The following is a 21,787-nucleotide window of genomic DNA, read 5'->3' on the forward strand; positions in this document are numbered from 1 at the left end:
CACCATTGACAGGCCCGCGCGAGACGCCAATTTAGAAGCTTTTTGGATCACTCCGCTCTAATCGTTTAATAGACACCTGAAGTATGGCTGAAATCATCAATATGCCCAAGCTGTCCGACACCATGGAAGTCGGCACCATCGCCAATTGGCGCAAACAGGAGGGCGACGAAGTCTCCCAAGGCGACATCCTCTGCGAAGTCGAAACCGACAAGGCCACCATGGACTTGGAAAACCTCGTGGCGGACGGGGTCATCCTGAAAATTTACGCCCAGCCCGGTGACGAAGCCCCCGTGGGCGCGCCGATCTGCGCCATTGGCGAAAAGGGCGAAGCCGCTCCTGACGCCCCCTCCCCCAAGAAGGAGGAGAAGGCGTTCGACACCGAGGTGAAGGAGCCCGAGGAAGACAAGGAAGTCAGCAAAGACACCGGCAGCGCCGAAGGCCGCAAGCAGGAAACCCTGCAAGCGCCGGAAACGTCAGACAGTGACGATGGCTCCCGCATCAAGGCCTCCCCGCTCGCCAAGAAGCTAGCCGCCTCCAAGGGCATCCCGCTGAGTGCGATCAAGGGCACCGGCCCCGGTGGCCGCATCGTGAAGAAGGACGTGCTTGCCGCGGAAGAAAACGGCGTCTCGGGCCCCGAAGAGTCCGCTCCTGCCGCCAGCGCCCCGGCGCTGCAAGCCCCGGCCCCCGGCCTGGAAGAAAAGACCATCAAGGTCTCCCAGATGCGCAAGGTCATCGCCAAGCGCCTCCTCCAGTCCAAGACCGAAGTACCGCATTTTTACCTCGAAACCGAGGTCGACGCCGCCGCGCTCATCAAGATGCGCGCCGAGCTCAACGCCACCCTGGCCGATCTGCCACCCGAAGCCGGCGGCATTAAGTTCACGGTCAACGACTTCATTCTCAAGGCCAGTGCTGAAGCGCTCCGCCGCGTGCCACAGGTCAACGCCAGCTGGCAGGGCGACACGATCCAGCAGTCCGGCTCGGTGAACCTCGCCTTCGGCGTGGCACTGGAAGACGGCCTCGTAACACCCGTCATCCGCAATGCAGAGTCCAAGAGCCTCCGCACCATTTCTGCCGAAGCCAAGGCCCTCATCAAGAAGGCCCGCAGTAAGAAGCTCGGCGCGGACGAGATGTCCGGCAGCACCTTTACCGTGACCAACCTCGGCATGTATGGCGTGACCGGATTCTACGGCATCATCAACATGCCTAACGCCGCGATCCTCTCCGTGGGTGCCACGATCAAGAAGCCCGTCGTTAACGACGCTGGCGAGATCGTTGTCGGCCAGCGCATGAGCATCGGCATGGCCGGTGACCACCGCATCATCGACGGTGCAGTCGGCGCTGAGTTCCTCATGGCCCTCAAGGAAACCCTCGAAAAGCCAGCCCTCATGCTCGTCTAGCCAACCAGCCTCCGGCTGGACCGGGGACTTTGCCGCATTGCGGCAAATGGTAGGGCGCAGTCTCTAGACAAGCCGCGTTTCAACTGACAATAAATTTAAACCATGGGCGACTTCGGAATAGTTGGCATTCTCGGAGTCGCCCTTTTTATTGCCGGAGTGGCCCTGCTGTATAACCGCTGGGCCAACCGCAAGTTGAACAAGGAATACAAGGACGCCCGCTTCATGAAGGGCTCCATGCTCGGCCGCCGCGCCTACGACGAAGACGAGGACGACTGAATCAGACACAAAAAAAGCAAGGCCCGTGAGCCTTGCTTTTTGGATGCCAAAATGTGCTCGCGCTTAGCGGCGTCGACGACGCAGGAAGACGCCCAAGCCAACCAATGCGCCAAAGATCATGGCGTAAGTCGAGGGCTCTGGAACAACCGTCTGCAACTGCACATTGTCGAGCGAGAACAAGGTCGCATCGGTTGTGTCAATGTTACTGGAAAGCGATAAATAGCGGATGCTAGTTGGGTTCGTTCCGTAAGTATAGCTCATCGACACTGAGCCAGAATCCAAGTCCAACTGGCCACCATCAATATACGCACTGACCACCCAATTGGTCTGAGTCGTGTCTAAAAGCAGGCGCACTGTGTGCGTGACGTTTTCCGCATAGGCACCTTCGTCATAAAGAATACCAGCCTCCTCTGCGTTCACTAGGGCACCACCACTGCCGCGCAGACCGATTGAGGGCGCGCCATACAAACTTGTCGTGTTGCTGCTAATGTGCGTGCGATTTGCGGTCTCACTGGAGTTATTGCTATTGGTAAAACCAATCGACATGAAGTCAGATGGCGTGCTGAAGGCAGAGGTATTAAAGGTCATTTGCGCCGTGATCTCATAGATCGCCGGGTTACTGGCGATGTAGCCCGCGCCTAAATCAATCGCTTCATAATGCCCCGAGCCGATGCACGCGCTGTTCACAGCGTTGCTGTTGATCAAAAAGTTATCCGAACCTGCCCAAGTATTGCTGTTAATGTTGTTAACGTTGGGCGAAGTATTACGGAGCTGTCCATCGGCGCGATCAAAGTTATCGCTGATTAGAACTACGGCAGAAAGCTGAGTGCAAACGGCAAACGCCAACGAGGTCGTGAGAGTATATTTTAGGGATTTAGACATGGGTGATTTATCTATTAATCATTTTAGCGTGTCAAACCTGTAATCAAAAAAAAGCAGCGCAGGGCGATCGCCTCTACACTGCTTGATCAACAGGTTTTTGGATGATTAACCGAACTAGCCCTTGAACTTCTCTTTGAGAGAATCGACGACACTTGGATCCGCCAGAGTAGTCACGTTCCCCAGCGGGCGGTCTTCGGCGATATCGCGCAGCAGGCGTCGCATGATCTTGCCCGAGCGGGTCTTGGGCAGGTCTGCGGAGAAGACGATTTTTTCCGGGCGGGCAAACTTGCCGATCTTGGCATCAACCATGCCGGTTAGCTCCTTGCGCCAGGTGGCTTCGTCGCCCTCGGCACCGGTGCGGATAATCACGAAGGCCACGAGGCCCTGCCCCTTGATCTCGTGCGGAACGCCGATCACGGCGCTTTCCGCCACGGCCGGGTGCTCAACAAAGACGCTCTCCAGCTCGGCAGTGCCGATGCGGTGGCCGGAGACATTGACGACGTCATCCACGCGACCGGTGATCCAGAAATAGCCGTCCTCGTCTTTGATGGCGCCGTCGCCGGGGAAGTAATACTTACCGCCCCACTTGCACCAATAGGTGTTTTTAAAGCGTTCTTCGTCGCCCCACACGCCGCGGAGCATCGACGGCCAAGGCTTGCGGATCGCGAGGATGCCGCGCTCGCACTCGTTGCCCTCTTCGTCGAGGACAGCGGCGTCGATACCGAGGAACGGCGTCGTGGCCGAGCCAGGCTTAGTCGCGGTGACGCCGGGCAGCGGAGTCAGCATGTGCCCGCCGGTTTCGGTCTGCCACCAGGTGTCCATGATCGGGCACTTTTCAGCACCGATCATGCGGTGATACCACATCCAGGCTTCCGGGTTGATCGGCTCGCCAACGGTGCCGAGCACGCGCAGGCTGGAGAGGTCGTATGGCGTGACAAACTGGTCGCCCCACTTCATGAACGCGCGGATTGCGGTCGGCGCGGTGTAGAAAACGGAGACCTTGTATTTCTCCACGATCTGCCAGAAGCGGGACTCGTCCGGGCTGTTCGGCGCGCCTTCATACATAACCTGGGTGACGCCGTTTTGCAGGATGCCGTAGACAATGTAGCTATGGCCGGTGATCCAACCGACGTCGGCCGTGCACCAGTAGACGTCGTCGGGCTTGAGGTCGAAGGTGAGCTTACTGGTCAAGTAGGTGTAGACCATGTAACCGCCGGTCGTGTGCATGATGCCCTTGGGCTTGCCGGTGGAGCCGGAAGTGTAGAGCAGGAAAAGCATGTCTTCGGCGTCGAGCTCCTCGGGCGGGCAGCTGTCGGGCACGGTCGGGGCGATCTCGTGATACCACACGTCGCGCTCATTCCAGGTGTGCGCGAAGGGCTCCTTGCCCAGGTGGCGCTGCACGACGAGCACCTTCTCGATGGAGTCACACTCCGCCACGCCTTCGTCGACAATGTTCTTCAGCAACAGAGCCTTGCCGCGGCGCCAGCCGCCGTCGGCGGTGATGATCAGCTTCGACTTCTGGTCCTGCACGCGGTCCTTAATAGACTCAGCGGAGAAGCCGGCGAAGATCACGCTGTGCACCGCGCCAATGCGCGCGCAGGCCAGGGTCGCGATCGCCAGCTCAGGGATCATCGGCAGGTAAATGGAAACGCCATCGCCTTTGCCAACGCCGAGTTCCTTAAGAACGTTGGCAAACTTCTCCACCTGCGCGAGCAACTCGCCGTAGGTGATGACCTTGGACTCATCGGCGGGCTCGCCTTCCCAAAGGATCGCGGGCTTGTCGGCCAGACCGTTGGCGACATGGCGGTCCAGGCAATTGACGGTGATGTTGGTCTTGCCGCCGACGAACCACTCGTAAACCGGTGCCTTGGAGTCGTCGAGAACCTTGTCCCACGGCTTCATCCAGGTGAGCTCGGATGCGATCTCGGCCCAGAATGTTTCCGGGTCCTCGATGCTACGTTTGTGCGCGGCCTGATAGGCTTCAACGCCGCTCAAGTTTGCCTGGGCGACAAACTCGGGCGTGGGTTCAAATTTACGGACATCGAGAGATGGAGTGCTCATAAATGAGTAACGAGTATTTGGGGTTCAGGCCACAATCAGCAGCCGTGGATAAACTGAAGCAGTCAGTAAAAGGGAATCCCGCCAGCAGGCAATAGCGGGATTAGAAATTATTCGTGTAATGATAAGCCAGGAGGTGGGCTGACATCAGGTGGCGGCCGATGTCCCACTGCACTTGAGGGAGGAGGGAGGCAGCGGGGAGGCTTGTCTGGAGACTGCGCCCTACCCTTTAAAATGAAAAGGCCGACGTTAAAACGTCGGCCTTAAAAGTTATTTGCCTCTCTTTGCCCAATGGGCAAACACTCCGGTCCAGCCGGAGGCTGGTGCCCTAGGCCTGCTTCTTATCCGTGCCGGCTTCTTCCTCGTCGTCGTCTTCGAGCTGGTCGTAGAAGTCTTCGAGGTAGTCGACGTTTTCGTCGATGTCTTCATCGCGCTCATCGAAGTCGGGGCGGTCGAAGTCGTCGTCTTCCCACTCAGGGGCAAGGTAGATCACGGCCGGCATTGGCTCGGTAATTTCGGCAATACGGCGGCTACGGAGATTGATGGGGAGCGTTGTGTTGAAGCGCTCGAAGAGCACCAGCACGGAGTCTTCGTGCGTGTTGCACATGTCCTCGAAATCGGCGAAATACTTTTGGTTGCCCTCGTCACCGGAGTCGACGAAGGACTCGATGATTTCCGGCAGGTCGGAAAGCTGGATCTTGCTGTGCAAGGCGAAGATGCGCTCCTGCCCGGCCTTGACCTCGGCATTTTCGTTGTCCTTCAGGTAAGCTTGGACGCACTTAACGATCAGCTCGTCGGCTTCCTTGCGCTTGGAGACGTGGAACTCCTGGCTGAGGCTTTCGTCCTTGAAGGCCTTCTTCACCTCCGGGGAAACGCGCGGGAGGGTCGGGCCGTTCCAGTTGTCCGCGTATTCAATGTCGCTGTCGCCTTCGCTGCCCCAATCATCATCGTCGTCCTCGCTCGAACGGCGGTCGACCATCTTCTTGGGCTTAGCTTCGGCTTCTTCCTGCTGGGCCTTAACGCCGGCGGAAAATTCGTCTTCCTCGCTGGTCACGCCAATGGAGTCGAGGTCGGCGGAACCGGAGGGTTCGATGTCCCATGCGTCGTCATCGCCCCACTCGTCTTCCTCTTGGACAACGGGCTTTTTGGCAACCGGCTCCACCTTCTTGGGAGCGGGCTCAGCCTTCTTGGGCTCTTCTTTCTTAGCAGGCTCTGCCTTGGCGGCGGGAGCAGCGGCCTTAACCGGCTCGGCCTTGGTCGGAGCTGCCTTTTCCACCGGCTTCGCCTTGAGCGGGCTGGAAACCTCGGCCTTTTTCTCCGCGGGCTTGGCGGGTGCCTCAGAGGTGGCTGCCTTGGAGCCGCCGTAATTGGGATTTCGCTCAACAAGAGGTCGTGCGCCACCCTGATTCTTGGGCTTGCGTGTCAAAATGAAGAGCGCAACCGCGAGAGCCGCAATCACGACTCCTACGATAATGGCAATGATAGGTGCGTTTTGCATGGAAAGGACGAGAAATCTGACAGCTGGGAGTAGTGAAATTGGCGCGAAGTTTCACCAAGATCAATACTTTAGGGGGTTCTTTTTAAAGTTTCGAGTTTGGCAGAAAAATTAAGGGTGGAGTAGCACAGCTTGTGCCGCAAACTGATGGCCTCAAGGAATAAATCGACCATCGGTGATTTAACCTTTGAAAGCTTTAATTTACGATCGAGGGTAAAGTATAGAACTTTTTTGCTGAATTTGCCGCCCTAAGAGAGGGTTTTATTTTATTTTTATGCAGACCGAGGAATTCAACTACCCGCTTCCTGAAGAGCTGATCGCCCAGGCACCGGCAGACCGCCGTGACCACTCCCGGCTAATGGTCGTTAACCGCCAAAGCCGCGAAATCACCCACGCGCACTTTCACGACCTGCCTGACTTCCTCCCGGCCAGCCGCATCTTTCGCAACAACGCCTGCGTCTTCCGCGCAAGGCTGCCCGCGCGGCGCCCAACCGGCGGTGCCGTCGAGTGCCTGCTGCTCCACCCCGCCGAGAAGCCCTGGGAATTCTGGTGCCTGCTCAAGCCCGGCCGACGCCTCCCCGAGGGCACGACCTTTGGCGTGGAAAACGTCTTTAGCGCCGAAGTCGTTGAAAAACGCATCGACGGCGAGAACCGCGTGCGCTTCACCCCGCTGGCCGGGCAGGACAGCGTGACCGCCATTGCTGAGCAGGCGGGTAACCTCCCCCTGCCCCCCTACATTGAACAAGCGCGCAAAGAGGCCGACGCCGCCAAGGACTGGTCGGACTTCGACCGCGAGCGCTACCAAACCGTATACGCCGACCCGGCACGCAAGGTAGCCGCCGCCGCACCCACCGCCGGCCTGCACTTTACTCCGGCGCTCATTGAGCAGCTCAAGGGCGCGGGCTCAACGTTTCACGACGTCACCCTGCACGTCGGGCTGGACACGTTTCGCCCCATCAACGTCGATCGAATCGAAGACCACGAGATCCACCGCGAGTTTTACGAGATCGCCGAATCAACCCGGCAAGCGCTTGCCGCCAATACCGGCGGACCCCGGGTCGCCGTTGGCACGACGTCCCTGCGTGCGGTGGAAGACTACGCCCGCAAGGCACCCGGCGAAACCGGCCCTTTTGCCGCCGAGGCCGACATTTTTATATACCCGCCGGCGCAGTTCCAGCTCGTCGACAGCCTGATCACCAATTTCCACCTGCCCAAGTCCACCCTACTCTGTCTGGTGAGCGGTTTTTTAACGCCCGGCAGCCTCGACGGAATTAAATGGTTGAAGGAGCTCTACCGGGAAGCTATCTCCCTGCGGTATCGATTTTATAGCTATGGCGACGCAATGCTACTTATCTAAAAGCTTGGCTTGGGGAGATTTTCCCTATGACATACCGGGCGATATTGCCTATTCCGCCAGGAAAAGCGTTAAAGGTGTGATTTTAAAGGGAATAAACCAAAACTTAGCCGACTCGCATGTCTGAAAACCCGGATATAGACTTCCGCCAACTAGTGGCCGACTACTACCAGCCACTGTACCGGTTCGCCTATAGCCTTGCGAAGAATGAAGATGAAGCATGCGACCTCACCCAGCAGACCTTCGTGGTCTACGCCGAAAAAGGCGACTCCCTCCGGGACTCCGGCAAGGTTAAGTCATGGCTGTTCACCACGCTCTACCGTGAGTTTCTCCGTATCCGCCGACGCGGTGCCACCATGTCCGTCCAAGAGCCGGAAATTATCGAAGCCGAAGCACCCGCCGTCGACCCCGGCCTCGTCAACAAGCTTGACGGGCGAAGCGCTGTGGAAGCTCTTGAAAAAATCGAGGAGACTTACCGCGAGCCCCTCATCCTCTTCTACCTCAAAGACCTTAGCTACAAGGAAATCGCCGACGTGCTCGACATCCCGATCGGCACCGTCATGTCCCGCCTTTCGCGCGGCAAGATTCAGCTGAAAAAAGCACTACTCAGCGCCTAACTCTCTCAACGAAGACATCCATGGACATCAATAAGATCAAAGAACGCTTGGCCGCCCTCCGCGCCGAGGACCTCGACCCCGAGGATCCCGAAATCGGAGAGCTGCTCATGCTGGTTGAGGAAGACCTTGAACTGGCAGAGTGGTTTGCGCAGGAGCAGGTCTTTGATCAGGCATTCGCCGAGAAACTCCAGGAAATCACGCCGCCCGCCGATCTGGATGAGCGCATTATCGCGGCCATGGAAAAGACGCAGTCCGGCGACACGCCGCCCGTCCCCGCCGCCACCGGCAACCAGCCCACCGAATCCCAGCCCATTAAGGTACCTGTCGCGAAAGAACCCGTTCCGGAAGAAGACGACAGCAAAGTTACCGAGTTTTCGACCGACGTCCCCACCCAACCCATTTCCACCGTCGAGGCCGACAAGGAACCCGAAGAACCGGCCAACTGCACCGCGGTACCATTTAACCCCGCCTCGACCAAACGCCCTTGGTGGCAGAACCCGAGCCTCATCTCCGCCGCCGCAGCCGTCATCCTGCTGCTCGTCGTCGGGGTGACGATGTTCAACGGCCCCGAGCTACAAGCCTCGGAAGATCTGAACCAGTTTTACGAAGACATCAGCAAGCACCATAGCTCACACCCCGACCTGAGCCTTGAGTCCGCCGACCTGAGCGAGATCAACAACTACCTGGAGCAGCAGGGCGCGCCCACGGCCAAGCGCCTGCCGCCCAATATCGATATGCTGCCCGAAGTCGGTTGCTCCGTCATGCAGTGGGGCGGCCGCGTGGTTTCCGTGATCCGTATGAACGAAGATGAAAGCGTCGATGTTTACATCGTCCACTCAGACCTCTTCCCGGACTTTTCCAGCAAGCCTCAGCCCCAGACCGTGACGCTCGACCAGATCGTCGTCCTTGGCTGGTCCGACGGCGACCTGCTCTACTTCCTCGTCCGCAGTGGCGACATCCACGAGATCGAGAGCCTGCTGTAGGCCGATCTAAACTCATCGGAGTTGGGGTCCCGCCAAGGGACATTCACACTGAGCGCCAAAGGCACGGTCTCATATTAGCCTAGGGTCAGCGTAAGTCGCAGGGCGACTGGAGCGCAGCCCTAGGTATTGCCAAAAATCAGTCGCCTGAGCCCTGAAGGGGCGGCCGCAAGAAGCATGATGAAGCCGTGCTTTCAGCACTCCAATAATGAGTGGATCACTATTCCCAGGGCTGCGCTTCTTCGCTACGCTCCTCGCTTACCCTAGGCTAATATGAGACCGCACCTTTGGTGCTCATTTTCATGGACTTATGGTAATCCAGCTTGAGGCTGATACATTAATCTTGAATATCCGTTGACCTACCAACCGAAGCAACTGAGCCAAAATAAGAAAGCCCTATGCTGTGTTGTCGAAAAGCCTACTGGGGCTTTTTGAAAAAGACCTATGCTGTGTTTTGGAAAAAGCACCACTGTTGTTTCCTCAACATAGCCACTGTTGTTGCTCCGACATAGCCACTGTTGTCGACGCAACACAGCCTCGGGTGTTTTTCGCGGACTCTGGGGCACGATTTTGCGCGCAAGCCGCGGGCTTCAATCGCGATGTCCGCAGACAGTCGTTTTTTATCCGATAGAATAATTAGAGATCGACCTGATGCAGAAAGAATGAGAAAATAGGGATACAAACCCATCCATCAAATGGGATGAACAACCCTTCAACTGCAGCCAGCCTCCAATGATGGAAAATCGTATCTTAGCCCATCGCTCAACTTTCTCCAGCAGCGCCCGGAGAATCTCCATTTCTTGCTCCCTCGGTTGCCTGATGATACCAGCCTGGCTTCTGGCAACAGACCCCTATCTGGCCAGCGGCTTCAAAGTAACGCTGGATACCAGCACGACCCCGCCCAACATCACTGCAACCGGCTCGGTGAGCGGGACGGTTACGCAGCCCAGCTACATTCAGGCCATCGAAAGCCTGGAGTTCCAGCAGGTGACTCTGAGCTCGAATTCCACGCTGGCCTCGTTCACTGATTCCACGGATGCCAGCACCGCCAAAGGCTACTTCATCGGACTGCTTTCGCAGGATTATTCTCTTACCTTCGATAACCATGGCGACCTGAGCTATAGCATCAGCACCTCGCCATCGAATCTTGAAAATAGCTTCCTCCAAAGCCTGGGTGCCGTCTCCGCCGGGCAGCAGTTGTTGTCACCGCCGGATCAGGATGGTGCCAGCTTGGCCGTCACCGTCAACCATTACGGGAGCATCAAGCTCGACAGCACACTCAATGAATACGCGCTGGAAACGGAAGGCTATCAACCGGTGGTCAGCGGACTGGTCGTCTACTCCGCGACCTATGCGGACGGCCTGGCACCCAGCGAAGTAAAAGTGACGACCTATGAAGGCAGCGATATCCAAGTCACCAGCACCGGCGAGGAGGCCACGGGTGGCATCACGGCGGGCAGTTTTTTCAATGCATCCACCAACAATCAGGCACAGACGAACAACCCGGTTGAGGTCGTACATGGCGGCTCGATAACAGCCGACGTTAACTTCGGTGCCGGCATTTCGGCCAGCTCCACCGGTGCGCCTTTTTCCAGCAGCGATGCCTACACTGCCGTTGGCAATGACGTGCACGTCACGGTGTCGGACACCGGCAAAATCGCCGTCAACACGCAGGACAACACCCAGTCCAACATCGGTGTGGGCGTGCTCGCCGTGAGCGACGGCTTCGTCCCGGAAACGGCCAAGTCCGACACCAACATTACCGGTGGCGCGGTCAAGGTCACGCTGGAGCAGGCATCCGAGCCGTCGGACACTTCCTCCACGCTCCAGGTTGGCAACGACAACACCAAGCTGGGCATCGGCGTGCTCGCCATCAGCTCTGGCAGCGGCGGCGGGCTCAGCCTCTACAGCGAATCGCTCGTTTCCAGCAAGGGCAACGACGGCAGCGGCGGCGCAGTCACGGTGGACAGCAGCCGGGCCATTGAAACCAAGGGTGAGATGTCCATTGGCATCGCGGCGCTGAGCTTGGGCGGGCAAAACGCGGTCACCACCGTGAGCTCCAGCAGCACCGGCATTGCGAGCGTTGGCAACGTCGACTCCGACTTCGCCCCCGGCGGCGGCGACACCGTGAAAGTTACCCTCAACGAAGGTGGCGACATCACCACGCTGGGCACGACGGCGCACGGCGTGGTGGCCATCAGTGCCAGCGGCGGCGGCCTCGTCGTCAATGAATTTGAGCAAAGCATCCAATCGCCGGACCTGTCGTCCTCCTCCGGCACCCAGTTGGGAGATGCCTCGGGCGCATCCAGCAGTGACAAGGGCAAAGGCAAAGCCGGCGGCACCATCGAAGTCGTCAACAACGCCACGATCACCACGGGCGACGGCACCGGCAAAGGCGTGGCGTCCATTGGCGTGGTCGCCCAGTCGATCGGCGGCGGGGGTGGCTCCGCGGGCGGCAAGCACGCCTCGCTTTTTGTTGGCGGCTCGGGTGATGCAGGCGGGGCCGGCGGCGCAGTCGGCATCGAGCAGGGAAGCAAGGGTGTAGTCCAAACCAACGACGCCCACTCTGTCGGTATTCTGGGCCAGTCCGTTGGCGGCGGCGGGGGCAACGGTGCCAACGCCGAGGGCCTCTTCATTGCCATTGGCGGCAAGGGCGGTGAAGGCGGCGAAGGTGGTAACATCGCAGCGGATCTCGATGGCCAGGTAACGACCAAGGGGGACTTTGCCAGCGGCGTCATCCTGCAAAGTGTGGGCGGTGGCGGCGGCCACGGCGGCAACAGCACGGCCTGGGGCAAATACGTCTCCCTCGGCATTGGCGGCAGCGGGGGCAAAGGCGGCACGGGCGGCGACGTCGTGGCCTACGTCGATAGCGACGCCACCATTACGACCGCGGGTAAGGACTCCTCCGGCCTGCACCTTCAGTCCATCGGCGGAGGCGGTGGCACGGGCGGCACGGTGACCAGCAAGGAAGACGGCTCGACCTTTACCATTGCCACCGCCATCGGCGGCAGTGGCGGCGTGAGCGGCGATGGCGGCGACATCATTGCCGGTAACGCCGGCACGATCAAGCTGACCAACGCCAGCGGCAATGCCAGCGCCCTTTATGCCCAGTCCATCGGCGGCGGCGGCGGCCACGGCGGCTCCACCACCGCCAAATCGCATGACGACGGTGGCGACCCCGAGGACCTCAATGTCGACATGACGCTCAGCATCGGCGGCTCCGGCGGTGCCTCGGGCCACGGCGGGGACATCGCCCTGGAAAACACGGGCAACCTCAGCGTCGCGGGTGACCTCGGCGTCGGCATGTTCGCCCAGAGCATCGGCGGCGGTGGCGGCGCGGGCGGTAAGTCTTCCCTCGCGGCCTCACTCAAGGACGCCACCGGCGACTATGCCCAGTTCAACCTTTCGGCCGGCGGCAGTGGCGGCCACGGGGGGAACGGCGGCGACGTTGCCCTGGTCAATGGCAGCATTACCCGCAAAGAGGCGTTGATCACCACGACCGGCCATTCCTCCATCGGCATCCTCGGGCAGTCCGTGGGCGGCGGCGGCGGCCACGGCGGCAGTGGCAATGTGGATGTCGACGACAAAGACCCCGACGACGACGATGGCGGCGACAGCGGCGCGGCCACTGGCGGGGATGACGACGAAAAGCCACAGGTTTATCAACTGACTATGCAAATTGGCGGCACGGGTGGAACATCCGGCGACGGCGGTTACGTCGCTGCCGAAAACCACGGCGTCGTCACCACCGAGGGTGACACCTCTTCCGGCCTCACGGTGCAATCCATCGGAGGAGGCGGCGGCGTCATTCGTGGGACCGATTCCAAGCTCACCGCCAAGCAAAACACCGTCGACATCACAGTCGGGGCCAACGACAAAGGCTCGGGCGGCAATGGCGGCAAAGTCGAAGCGGTTAATCATGGCCTCATCACCACCACCGGCGGAGACTCGGCTGGCATCGTGGCGCAGTCCATCGCCGGAGGCGGCGGGGACATCGGCAAGGCGGATTCCCACACCGTCCTGAAGGAGCTGGAATCGCTCGGCAAGAAGATCATTAACAACGACAACAGCTGGAATGGCAGCATCAACATGGGCTCCAGCTCATCCGATAAGACCTCCAGCGGCGACGCATACGTGGTCAACGAAAGCGAGTCCAACATCCTGACCACCGGCCATCGTTCCATGGGTATCCTGGCGCAGTCCATCGGCGGCGGCGGGGGCAAGGCAGGTATTTCCAGCGCCGTGAGCAACGCGGCCTATGTCGACAATTACGACCCGTCCACCGTCCACAATGCCACGCTGCACCTGGGCCTCTGGCAAGATGGCACCAGTGATCGCGAAAGCGCCTCGTCGGATAACAAAGGCCTGGCCAACGTTACCAACGAGGGCTACGTGGAAACGCTGGGCTACGCCGCACCGGGTGTCATTGTGCAAGGCATCAACGGCGGCGGCGGCGTAGCGGCCAATGGCGCGGTGGACGTCAACACCACGATGACGCTGGGCACGAGCGCCGAGGGCACCAACTACGGCAACCCCATCTTTTACACGCAAGAGTCCGGCACCGTGATCACCAGCGGTGACCACTCCATCGGCGTTCTGGCGCAGTCCATCGGCCTGGGTGGCGGATATGCCAGCACCGGCGACATCCCCCAAACCGACGCCAAATACACAGGAGATGCCTTTTACCGCAAGACCAACGCCCAACTGGGCGTCACCTACACCAACCAGCATCACGACTCGGTGGTTGGCGCCGGCATCGAAACGCAGGTGACACTGAGCAACGGTGATGGCGATAAAAGCACCATCGCAACCGCAGGCAACTGGGCCCACGGCGTCGTCAGCCAAAGCATTGGCGGCGGTGGCGGCGTGGCCCAGAGCATCATCGGTGAGAACAGCACCGCCTACGAGATCATCACCGCCCAGCTCGGCGCACAAATCGGTGATGGCCAAAACATCGGCGGCCCCATGGTTCTGACTTCCGGGGCTGGAACGGAAATCGTCACCGAAGGCTTCGGCTCCGCGGGGATTATTCTCCAGTCCATCGGTGCAGGGGGCGGCATTTTCACCTCCGGCTCAAGCGACTACCAGGGTGCCGACCACTCGGATACGCCCACCAATGGCTACGGCTACAACTACAAAGATGTGGTGCTCGGCGCGGGCGACCAGTCCAAATCCGGTGGCGACCAGCAGGACATTGCGGGTGCGGGTGGCAGCTTCCAGATGGACAATGCCGCAGCGACCATCACGACGAAGGGTATGTATGCCCATGGCGTCGTGTTGCAGTCCATCGGTGGCGGTGGCGGCATCTTCGGGGCCGGTCAGCAAGACGGCGCGAACACCGGCCGCAAGCTCCGGGTGCAGCTCGGCGGCTCCACCGATGCCAACCTCGGCATAGGCATGGCAGACCAATCCTTGAGTAATCTAAACTTCGACATCCACACCTCCGGTGACCAAGCCCATGGCCTGATCGTGCAATCGATCTCCGATGGCGGGGGCATCGCCATGGGGGAAAACATCGACGACAACATCAACAACTCCCAACTCGGATCCAACCAAAAGGGCGACAGTGACCACAACGCGGGCAACGTCGCCGTCAGCCTTGGTGCGGATTCCAAGATCGTGACCGAGGGTAACCAATCCCACGGCGTCATCGTGCAGTCCATTGGCGGCGGCGGCGGCATCATTGCCAACGTCACCTCCACCAGCCAGTTCAAGGCCAACACTACTGAGTTTGTGCAAAAGAACACCCACGGCTACAGCGGCGATGTCCAAGTTGACAATTCCGGCGAAATCACGGTCAAGGGCACCAGCTCGGTCGCGCTGATTGCGCAGTCGATTTCCGGCGGAGGCGGCATCTTTGGGCACACCGCCGGCAGTTGGGGCGGCGACGGTTCCTCAACCGGCAAGGGTGGCACAGTCCTCGTGCAAAATCTCGCAGGCGGCGTCATCGACGCCTCGGCATCGAGCAACGGCATTGGCATCTTCGCCCAGGCCGTCGCGGCAAGCGGCAACGGCGGGCAAACCATCAGTGTCTACAACGAAGGCACCATCAATGTCCATACCGACACCGGAGTCGGCGTCATGGTAAGTGGCGGCAACAGCGACAACGTCATCCCGACAGGCACACTTGGTGCTACGGCGGAATCAGCCAACAACGCGGTGGTCAATCACGGAACCATCACCGGCAAAACGTCGGTCCATTATTCGGGCAACGCCCTGGTCGATGTCCACAACCACGGCCACATGCAGGGCAGCCTCTGGCTCTCGCCGGACAACGCCGAAGCGGCCTCGGGGTCACTTTACAACTACGGCCTCTACAAGGCTGGGTTGGACGTGGGTGGCGTCGTCATCAACGAAGGCGATTTCTACATCGGTGCCGACCACCAATCCGGCGGCATTCAAACGACGTTCCACGAAAACTTTATCAACGAGAGCACCGGCGCGCTGTATTTCGATATTCTCGCGCTCGAAAACCACGATGCCATGATCTTCCTACCCGGGAATCACAACCAATTCGCCGGGTCGCTGATCGCTGTCATGCAGGACGGCTATCTGCCCGAAGTCGACAGCGAGTTCCAGCTCATTGGCGGCAACGACGGGCATACCTTCGAAAAAGAGTTCCTCGAATCGCTCGTCATTCAGGCCGGCTTTGAAGGACTGGCCGGGGAGCTTTTCCTCAAGAGCGACAACTCCCTTTGGCTGCAAATTACCCAGGTGCCCGAACCGGAGACCTATGCCCTGCTCGTCGGTCTGGCCACGCTCGGTGCCCTCCTCTATCGTCGCCGACGTGCGGAATAAGCGCCCTCTCCATCGGGCCGCCAATTCTTTTAAAAATATTGCTTACGGTGATTTGCATTTTGCCCAAACATGCATTTATCTTGACGTGAAGACATCAATTAACCAACACTCCACATCATGAAAAAAGCCACCTTACTCCTCGCAGGATTGTTTGCTGCGATCAGTGTTAACGCCGAGCAGAACACTTACGAGATCGATCCGAATCACTCGGGTGTCACGTTTGCCGTTCGCCACTTTGTGAACGACGTCAATGGCAGCTTCGGCAAGTTCAGCGGCACGGTCACGGTCGACACCGAAGACCCAACCAAGAACACCGCCAAGGCCACGATCAACACCGCCAGCGTCAACACCAACAACGACAAGCGCGACGGTCACCTCCTCAAGGACGACTACTTCAATGTGTCCAAGTTCCCGGAAATGACCTTCGAGACGATCAACTGGGAAAAGACCGATGATGAAGACAAATACGAAGTCACCGGCAACCTGACCCTGCTTGGCGTCACCAAGCCCGTCACCCTCGAAGTGGAATACCTTGGCGCGATGAAGGGCACCGGCCACTACGAAGGCATGGAAATCATCGGCTTTAAGGGCGAAGGTAAGATCAAGCGCTCCGAATGGGGCCTCGACTCCGGCGGCCCGATCGTGGGCGACGACGTGGAGATCGAGATCTCCGTCCAGGGCCACCGCAAGCTGTAAGCTTCGGCCAACGACTTTTCGAACCCGATCGCGCAATGCGGTCGGGTTTTTGTTTTTCATATGCCCGGAAATCCGCATGATACCCACTTCGTGATGCTTCGTAACGCTTGCCAATGCCGTCTTTTTACCCTGCTCGGGCTAATCCTGTTGTTGACCGGTTGCTCCAGCTACAAGGACGAAACCCAGGCGCTGCGCCAAGCCTGGCAGGCCGGTAACGACCAGTCTGCCGCCAGCATTGCCGCCGCCGCCGCCAACGATAAAGACGACGGCGTGGATCAGATTGTTTTCCGCCTGGAAGAAGGCTCAGCCCTGCGCGCCGCGGGTGACTACACCGGCAGCATTGTCGCCTTCCAGGAGGCTGATGCTGAGATGAGCCAATACGATGCCGGGGCGGAAATCCGCCTGGCCGCCGAGGCCGGGGCCACGCTGACCAACCAGAGTTACCTGCCCTACACCGGCACGGCCTACGACAAGATCATGCTCAACACCTATCAGGCGCTCAACTACCTTCAGCTGGGCCAGTATGACGACGCCCGGGTGTTCCTCAACCGCGCGCTCGAACGCCAGCGCGAAGCCGTCAACGCCAACGCCGAGCGCATTGCCGAGGCCAACGCTGCCGCCAAAGAATCCTCCAACAAGGCCAAGAGCTCGAGCTCCGCCAGCGAGAAGAATTACGACGTCGAACGCGCCGAGCGCGATCCGAACTTTCAGCGCCAGCTGAGCTCTGTTTACGGCTACCTGGACCAGCTCAAGGCCTACGCGCCCTACGTCAACCCGTTCACGGTTTACCTCGACGGCGTCTTCCACCTAGCCCAGGCGACGGACCTGCCCGATGTCGAGCGCGCGGCCAAAAGCTTCCAGCGCACGGCGTCCATGATCGGGCCCAATGACTACCTCGCCGGCGACGATGCCGCCGTCCAAGCCCTGCTTTCCGGCCAGCCGCTGGAGCCGACGACCTACGTTTTCTTTGAGACCGGCATGGGCCCCTATCGCGACGAGACCCGCATCGACATCCCGGTGTTTATCTTTGGGGCCAACGGCGTGCCTTACGTTGGCGCAGCCTTTCCGAAGTTGAAAATGAGCGGCCAATACGTGCCCTACTTGGACGTCGGCGCGGCGGGGAAAAACTTCCGCACCAAGACGCTGTGCAGCATGGACTCCGTCGTCGCGCAGGAGTTCGACAACGAACTGCCGATCATCGTGACGAAAACGCTCATCAGCGCCGGGGCCAAAGCCGCCATCACCTACGGACTTTACGAGGCCACCAAGAGCAACGACAGCCTCAGCACCGCAGTTATGATTGCGAGTACGATCTACCAGGCCGCGATGAACAAGGCCGACCTGCGCAGTTGGATCACCCTGCCCAAGGAAATCCAGTTCGCCCGCTTTCCGACGCCTGCCGACCGGAAATTGACGTTGACCCAACCCACCGGCGGCCAGAAGATCACACTCACGCTGGAACCGGGCTTGGTCAACGTAGTCTACGTGAAAAGCAACAGCAACGCCGCCCCCCTCCGCGCCAGCCAATTTGTCCTTAAAACCGCACCGACCACGAATGAAAACCGTTTGTTATAGCCTACTCGCAGTAATCACCCTGGCCGTTTTGTCCGGCTGTAACTCGGTCAACACCGTTGAGCCTGCCAACCCGAAGGCCGAGCCCAACCTGATCGCAATTAAGAAGGTGGAGACCGATCCTGCCCTCGCGCGCAAGGTGTCCGTGGTCGACGTCAATGAAGGCAGCCGCGGCGACCTGCTCTTCGTGCAAGTGCAGCTCGAAAACGAAAACTACGGGCCCGAAGACTTCAATTATCAGTTCACCTGGATCGAGCAGGACGGCTTCGAAGTGCAGAGCCCGCCAGCGATCTGGAAAAGCGGTGTCATCCTCGGCCGCGAAAGCATTTACCTGCAAAACATCGCTCCCAACCCGCGCGTCGTCGACTTCCGCCTGAAGCTCCTCGCCCGCGAAACCTACAACGCCACCGTTGGCCAGGGCACTCGCCCTCGCGGCCGCAGCTACTAAACGCTTTTTCTTAACTACGGATATCGCGGATCGACGCAGATAATTTGTTAGTCATCGAATAATTCAGACCCCTAATTCGTTCAACCATCTGCGCCTATCTGCGCTATTCGTAGTTAAAAATCTTCATCCATTCTAGCACCATGAAAACTTGCATCACCTTGATCAGCCTCACCGCCCTGACCGCCATTTTCTCGGGTTGCGCCAGCTCCGGCACGCCGGGCCGCGACGCGCGCTACGTCGACTCCGAGGGCACGCAGACTATTGTCAGCCTGGACAAGATTAACATCCAGGACTGGTCCAATGCCGCCGATCAGATGGTGCAAAGCATGCTCATCAGCGGGGTGCTCGACCGCGCGCCCACCCAGCCCGCCGTGCTCGGCATCGGCCGCATCACCAACAAGACCACCCAGCAGGTCGACACCGACTATTTGACCAAAAAGATCCGCGTCGCGCTAAACCAGAGCGGCAAGGTCGTCACCACAACGACCTACGGCCTCGGCGACTACGCCGAAGACGAACTGGCCCGCCAGACCATGGAGATCCAGAAGTTCGAGAACAACGACACCAGCCGCCAGCCGTTGCCCTACTTCACGCTGACTGGTAAGCTGCTCGAAGACCGCGCCTCCGCCGGCAAGACCAACCAGGTCACCTACACCTTCCAGCTCAGCCTCACCCAGACCAACAACGGCCTCGCCGTCTGGGAGGACGAAAAGAACATCACCAAGCAGGGCGAACGCAACGCCGTCGGCTGGTAATGAAAACTGCGGCATCCATCGCACTTTTCTTCGCAACGGTCCTCGCCGGATGCGATGAAGGGGCCGATGCCAATTACATCAGCGAGCAGCGCGGCTTCCAAGATTGCGAGCTGCGTCTGATCGTCCATGAAGGAAAAATTGCGACGGAAAATCTCTCGGTGAAGTCCATTCTCGTCGATCCAATTCAGGTCGGCGCACTGAAGCATTCCAGCAGTAGTTCGATGGACTACGCGGGAGAGAACGGAACTATCAAACTCGCTGATAATCAACTACAAGTGAATTGGCAATTCCTTGGTCGCCAACCAAAGGGTGACCATTATCGCCTAGAGCTTTCCACGTCTGGGCAGCCGTCTGTAATGCGTGAAGTCCATTTTCATGGAAATCCCATCGAGGTGTATAGAGATGTGGAATATTTGGTGGTTTTGACCCCCAACGCTTCACCTCAAGGATAACTTCCCCACGAAGCTAGCAATCATTCCTCAGAAAATTAATCTTGGCGAAACGCCTTGATGGGTAGAAGGTTGCGACATGGCCAAATGCCGCCCCGATGATTTTAGCCAACGCCTGAGCTGGGACGATCTCGATATCGACTGGCTGCGACGCCTGATCGATATGGCCTGGCGCGAAGACCTCGCCGGCGGCGGGCTCTCCCACGCGCCCAACGGCATTGGTGACGCCACCACGGAAACCGTCATCCAGCCCGGCAGCGGCGCGGCGCGGCTCATCGCCCGCCAACCCATGACCCTTGCCGGCCTGCACCTGATCCCGCTGATCCTGGAGCGCTACGGCAACATCAGCCAGCGCGCGGTTTTCAAACACGAGTCGCGCGACGGCGACACCGTCGCCAAGGGCGACTGCATCGGCGAACTGGTCGGCGAAAAAAGCGTCATCCTCACCGCCGAGCGCGTGATCCTCAATTTCCTGCAGCACCTGACCGGCGTCGCCACCGAGACGCAAAAATACGTCGCAGCGCTGGGCAGCTCCCGCACCCGTCTGCTCGACACCCGCAAGACGACGCCCGGTTATCGCACGCTGGAAAAATACGCCACGGCCTGCGGCGGCGGCTGGAACCACCGCATCGGTCTCTACGACCGCATCATGCTGAAAGACAACCACTTGGCCGCCGAGGGTGCCACCAAGGGCGAACGCCTTGCCGAGGCCATCCGCGACGCCAAGCAACAGCGCCCCGAGCTGGGTATCGAGGTGGAAGTCGATAATATTGAGCAAATCCCGCCCGTCATCAAAGCCGGCGCGGATATCATCATGCTCGATAATTTTTCCAACGAACAGCTCATCGAGGCAGTCGCGTTGATCAGCGATAAAGTGCTCACGGAGGCCAGCGGCGGCATCACCATTGAGCGCATGGCGAGCCTCGCCAACCTGGGGCTGGACTACATTTCAACCGGCGCGACCGTCCACCAGGCTACCTGGGTGGATATCGGCCTGGACTGGCAATGAACGCATCCCTCAACGAGGACGACCTGAGCCTGCTCGCCGCCTTGCGCGAGGCACGCCCCGGCTTTGTATCCGGCGAAGATCTGGCCGACCGCCTTGGCGTGTCACGGGTCAGCATCAAAAGCCGCCTCGACAAGCTGAAGGCCGAAGGCTTTGCCATTGAGGCCGTCCGCAAGCAGGGCTACTCGCTGACCGCCGAGCCCGAGGCACTCCACCCCCTCTTGCTGGAGCTGGAGCTGCGAGCGTTAGGTGCCGGCGTGGACTGGATTTTACTCGACGAATGCGCCAGCACCAACGACGAGGCGATGCGTCGCCTGACCGATGGCGCACCCTGCCCGCTCGTAGTCATGTCGCGCAAGCAAAGCGCGGGCCGCGGTCGCCTGGGCCGCCGTTGGCACAGCGACGATGCGGGAAACCTCATGCTCAGCTTTGGCGTGCGCCCGGATAAGCCGCCCGCCTTCATGCAGCGCTTCACGGTGTGGGTCGGCCTGCGGCTGGCCGCGCGCTTGTCTGAGTTTTCCAGCGTTGCGGTTAAAGCCAAGTGGCCGAACGACCTGCTCATCAATGGCCGCAAGCTGGCAGGGATCTTGACCGAAGCCCGCCTCGATGCCGACCGTATGCGCGAGCTGATCCTCGGGCTTGGTCTGAATATAAACAGTGCGGTCGATACCTGGCCGGTCGAGGTGCGCAGCATTGCCACCAGCCTGGCCTCCGCCAGCGGCCGGGCTTTTTCCATGAGCCAGGTCACTGCGCTCGTGCTCGCCGAGCTGGTCAACGCCTACACCGACTACCAAAACGGCGCGATCGACACCGAAATGGAGTGCCTGTGGGGCGAGTTTTCCGCGATCAACCAACAGCCGGTGACCATCACCACGTACGACGGCGAGATCGAGGGTGAAGTCGTCGGCATCGACACCACCAGCGCCCTGCAACTGCGGCTGGCCAACGGCGAAATCAAAACTTTTGCCGCGGGCGACGTCAGCCTGAGTGGCAATTACTAAACG

The 21,787-nt window shown here is 59.6% G+C and carries 16 protein-coding genes; 13 read left to right on the top strand and 3 right to left on the bottom strand.

Going from position 1 to position 21,787, the window contains the following annotated elements; translation table 11 throughout:
* The first annotated feature begins 83 nt into the window (after positions 1–83).
* Both O3S85_RS11070 and O3S85_RS11075 read left to right on the top strand, forming a co-directional pair.
* Complete coding sequence (locus O3S85_RS11070; RefSeq protein WP_269540371.1) at positions 84–1,397, top strand: dihydrolipoamide acetyltransferase family protein; 1,314 nt, start codon at positions 84–86, stop codon at positions 1,395–1,397.
* A gap of 102 nt (positions 1,398–1,499) precedes the next feature.
* On the top strand, positions 1,500–1,673 hold the full coding sequence (locus O3S85_RS11075) for a hypothetical protein (protein WP_269540372.1): 174 nt from the start codon (positions 1,500–1,502) through the stop codon (positions 1,671–1,673).
* Between the two features lie 63 nt (positions 1,674–1,736).
* Here O3S85_RS11075 and O3S85_RS11080 read toward each other — a convergent pair whose 3' ends face one another.
* The 3 genes from O3S85_RS11080 to O3S85_RS11090 form a co-directional block, all read right to left on the bottom strand.
* Positions 1,737–2,555, bottom strand: a complete 819-nt coding sequence (locus O3S85_RS11080) for a PEP-CTERM sorting domain-containing protein (protein ID WP_269540373.1) — start codon at positions 2,553–2,555, stop codon at positions 1,737–1,739.
* 114 nt (positions 2,556–2,669) lie between these two features.
* Positions 2,670–4,616, bottom strand: a complete 1,947-nt coding sequence (acs, locus tag O3S85_RS11085) for an acetate--CoA ligase (RefSeq protein ID WP_269540375.1) — start codon at positions 4,614–4,616, stop codon at positions 2,670–2,672.
* A gap of 325 nt (positions 4,617–4,941) precedes the next feature.
* A complete protein-coding gene (locus O3S85_RS11090) occupies positions 4,942–6,111 on the bottom strand; it encodes a hypothetical protein (RefSeq protein ID WP_269540377.1) in 1,170 nt (389 codons plus the stop codon).
* Positions 6,112–6,382: 271 nt separating this feature from the next.
* Between O3S85_RS11090 and queA the strand changes: the two genes are divergently transcribed.
* From queA to O3S85_RS11145, 11 genes are all read left to right on the top strand, one after another.
* Entirely contained in the window at positions 6,383–7,465 is a 1,083-nt protein-coding gene (gene queA / locus O3S85_RS11095) for a tRNA preQ1(34) S-adenosylmethionine ribosyltransferase-isomerase QueA (RefSeq protein WP_269540378.1), read from the top strand.
* 116 nt (positions 7,466–7,581) lie between these two features.
* Positions 7,582–8,079, top strand: a complete 498-nt coding sequence (locus O3S85_RS11100) for an RNA polymerase sigma factor (protein ID WP_269540380.1) — start codon at positions 7,582–7,584, stop codon at positions 8,077–8,079.
* 20 nt (positions 8,080–8,099) lie between these two features.
* Positions 8,100–9,062, top strand: a complete 963-nt coding sequence (locus O3S85_RS11105; protein WP_269540382.1) for a hypothetical protein — start codon at positions 8,100–8,102, stop codon at positions 9,060–9,062.
* A gap of 816 nt (positions 9,063–9,878) precedes the next feature.
* Positions 9,879–15,857 (top strand): beta strand repeat-containing protein, encoded by a 5,979-nt coding sequence (locus O3S85_RS11110; RefSeq protein ID WP_269540383.1) that lies wholly within the window; start codon positions 9,879–9,881, stop codon positions 15,855–15,857.
* A gap of 117 nt (positions 15,858–15,974) precedes the next feature.
* Entirely contained in the window at positions 15,975–16,553 is a 579-nt protein-coding gene (locus tag O3S85_RS11115; protein ID WP_269540384.1) for a YceI family protein, read from the top strand.
* Positions 16,554–16,613: 60 nt separating this feature from the next.
* Positions 16,614–18,128, top strand: a complete 1,515-nt coding sequence (locus O3S85_RS11120; RefSeq protein WP_269540385.1) for a COG3014 family protein — start codon at positions 16,614–16,616, stop codon at positions 18,126–18,128.
* Positions 18,109–18,573, top strand: a complete 465-nt coding sequence (locus O3S85_RS11125; protein ID WP_269540386.1) for a YcfL family putative periplasmic lipoprotein — start codon at positions 18,109–18,111, stop codon at positions 18,571–18,573. The genes O3S85_RS11120 and O3S85_RS11125 overlap by 20 nt, the downstream gene beginning before the upstream one ends.
* 140 nt (positions 18,574–18,713) lie before the next feature.
* Positions 18,714–19,328, top strand: a complete 615-nt coding sequence (locus O3S85_RS11130) for a penicillin-binding protein activator LpoB (RefSeq protein WP_269540388.1) — start codon at positions 18,714–18,716, stop codon at positions 19,326–19,328.
* A complete protein-coding gene (locus tag O3S85_RS11135) occupies positions 19,328–19,780 on the top strand; it encodes a hypothetical protein (RefSeq protein WP_269540390.1) in 453 nt (150 codons plus the stop codon). Before O3S85_RS11130 ends, O3S85_RS11135 begins: the two co-directional genes overlap by 1 nt.
* A gap of 76 nt (positions 19,781–19,856) precedes the next feature.
* Positions 19,857–20,786 carry a carboxylating nicotinate-nucleotide diphosphorylase gene (gene nadC, locus O3S85_RS11140; protein WP_269540392.1) on the top strand — a complete coding sequence of 310 codons (930 nt, stop codon included), beginning with the start codon at positions 19,857–19,859 and terminating at the stop codon, positions 20,784–20,786.
* Positions 20,783–21,784 carry a biotin--[acetyl-CoA-carboxylase] ligase gene (locus tag O3S85_RS11145; RefSeq protein WP_269540394.1) on the top strand — a complete coding sequence of 334 codons (1,002 nt, stop codon included), beginning with the start codon at positions 20,783–20,785 and terminating at the stop codon, positions 21,782–21,784. Before nadC ends, O3S85_RS11145 begins: the two co-directional genes overlap by 4 nt.
* Positions 21,785–21,787: the final 3 nt, after the last annotated feature.

Source organism: Cerasicoccus sp. TK19100, assembly GCF_027257155.1.
Lineage (GTDB): Bacteria > Verrucomicrobiota > Verrucomicrobiia > Opitutales > Cerasicoccaceae > Cerasicoccus > Cerasicoccus fimbriatus.

Coding starts and splice junctions, on each gene's coding strand:
- acs (WP_269540375.1), bottom strand. CDS start 4,616: ATGAGCACTCCATCTCTCGATGTCCGTAAATTTGAACCCACGCCCGAG.
- O3S85_RS11100 (WP_269540380.1), top strand. CDS start 7,582: ATGTCTGAAAACCCGGATATAGACTTCCGCCAACTAGTGGCCGACTAC.
- O3S85_RS11130 (WP_269540388.1), top strand. CDS start 18,714: ATGAAAACTTGCATCACCTTGATCAGCCTCACCGCCCTGACCGCCATT.
- queA (WP_269540378.1), top strand. CDS start 6,383: ATGCAGACCGAGGAATTCAACTACCCGCTTCCTGAAGAGCTGATCGCC.
- O3S85_RS11110 (WP_269540383.1), top strand. CDS start 9,879: ATGATACCAGCCTGGCTTCTGGCAACAGACCCCTATCTGGCCAGCGGC.
- O3S85_RS11090 (WP_269540377.1), bottom strand. CDS start 6,111: ATGCAAAACGCACCTATCATTGCCATTATCGTAGGAGTCGTGATTGCG.
- nadC (WP_269540392.1), top strand. CDS start 19,857: ATGGCCAAATGCCGCCCCGATGATTTTAGCCAACGCCTGAGCTGGGAC.
- O3S85_RS11105 (WP_269540382.1), top strand. CDS start 8,100: ATGGACATCAATAAGATCAAAGAACGCTTGGCCGCCCTCCGCGCCGAG.
- O3S85_RS11115 (WP_269540384.1), top strand. CDS start 15,975: ATGAAAAAAGCCACCTTACTCCTCGCAGGATTGTTTGCTGCGATCAGT.
- O3S85_RS11145 (WP_269540394.1), top strand. CDS start 20,783: ATGAACGCATCCCTCAACGAGGACGACCTGAGCCTGCTCGCCGCCTTG.
- O3S85_RS11075 (WP_269540372.1), top strand. CDS start 1,500: ATGGGCGACTTCGGAATAGTTGGCATTCTCGGAGTCGCCCTTTTTATT.
- O3S85_RS11125 (WP_269540386.1), top strand. CDS start 18,109: ATGAAAACCGTTTGTTATAGCCTACTCGCAGTAATCACCCTGGCCGTT.
- O3S85_RS11070 (WP_269540371.1), top strand. CDS start 84: ATGGCTGAAATCATCAATATGCCCAAGCTGTCCGACACCATGGAAGTC.
- O3S85_RS11135 (WP_269540390.1), top strand. CDS start 19,328: ATGAAAACTGCGGCATCCATCGCACTTTTCTTCGCAACGGTCCTCGCC.
- O3S85_RS11120 (WP_269540385.1), top strand. CDS start 16,614: ATGCCCGGAAATCCGCATGATACCCACTTCGTGATGCTTCGTAACGCT.
- O3S85_RS11080 (WP_269540373.1), bottom strand. CDS start 2,555: ATGTCTAAATCCCTAAAATATACTCTCACGACCTCGTTGGCGTTTGCC.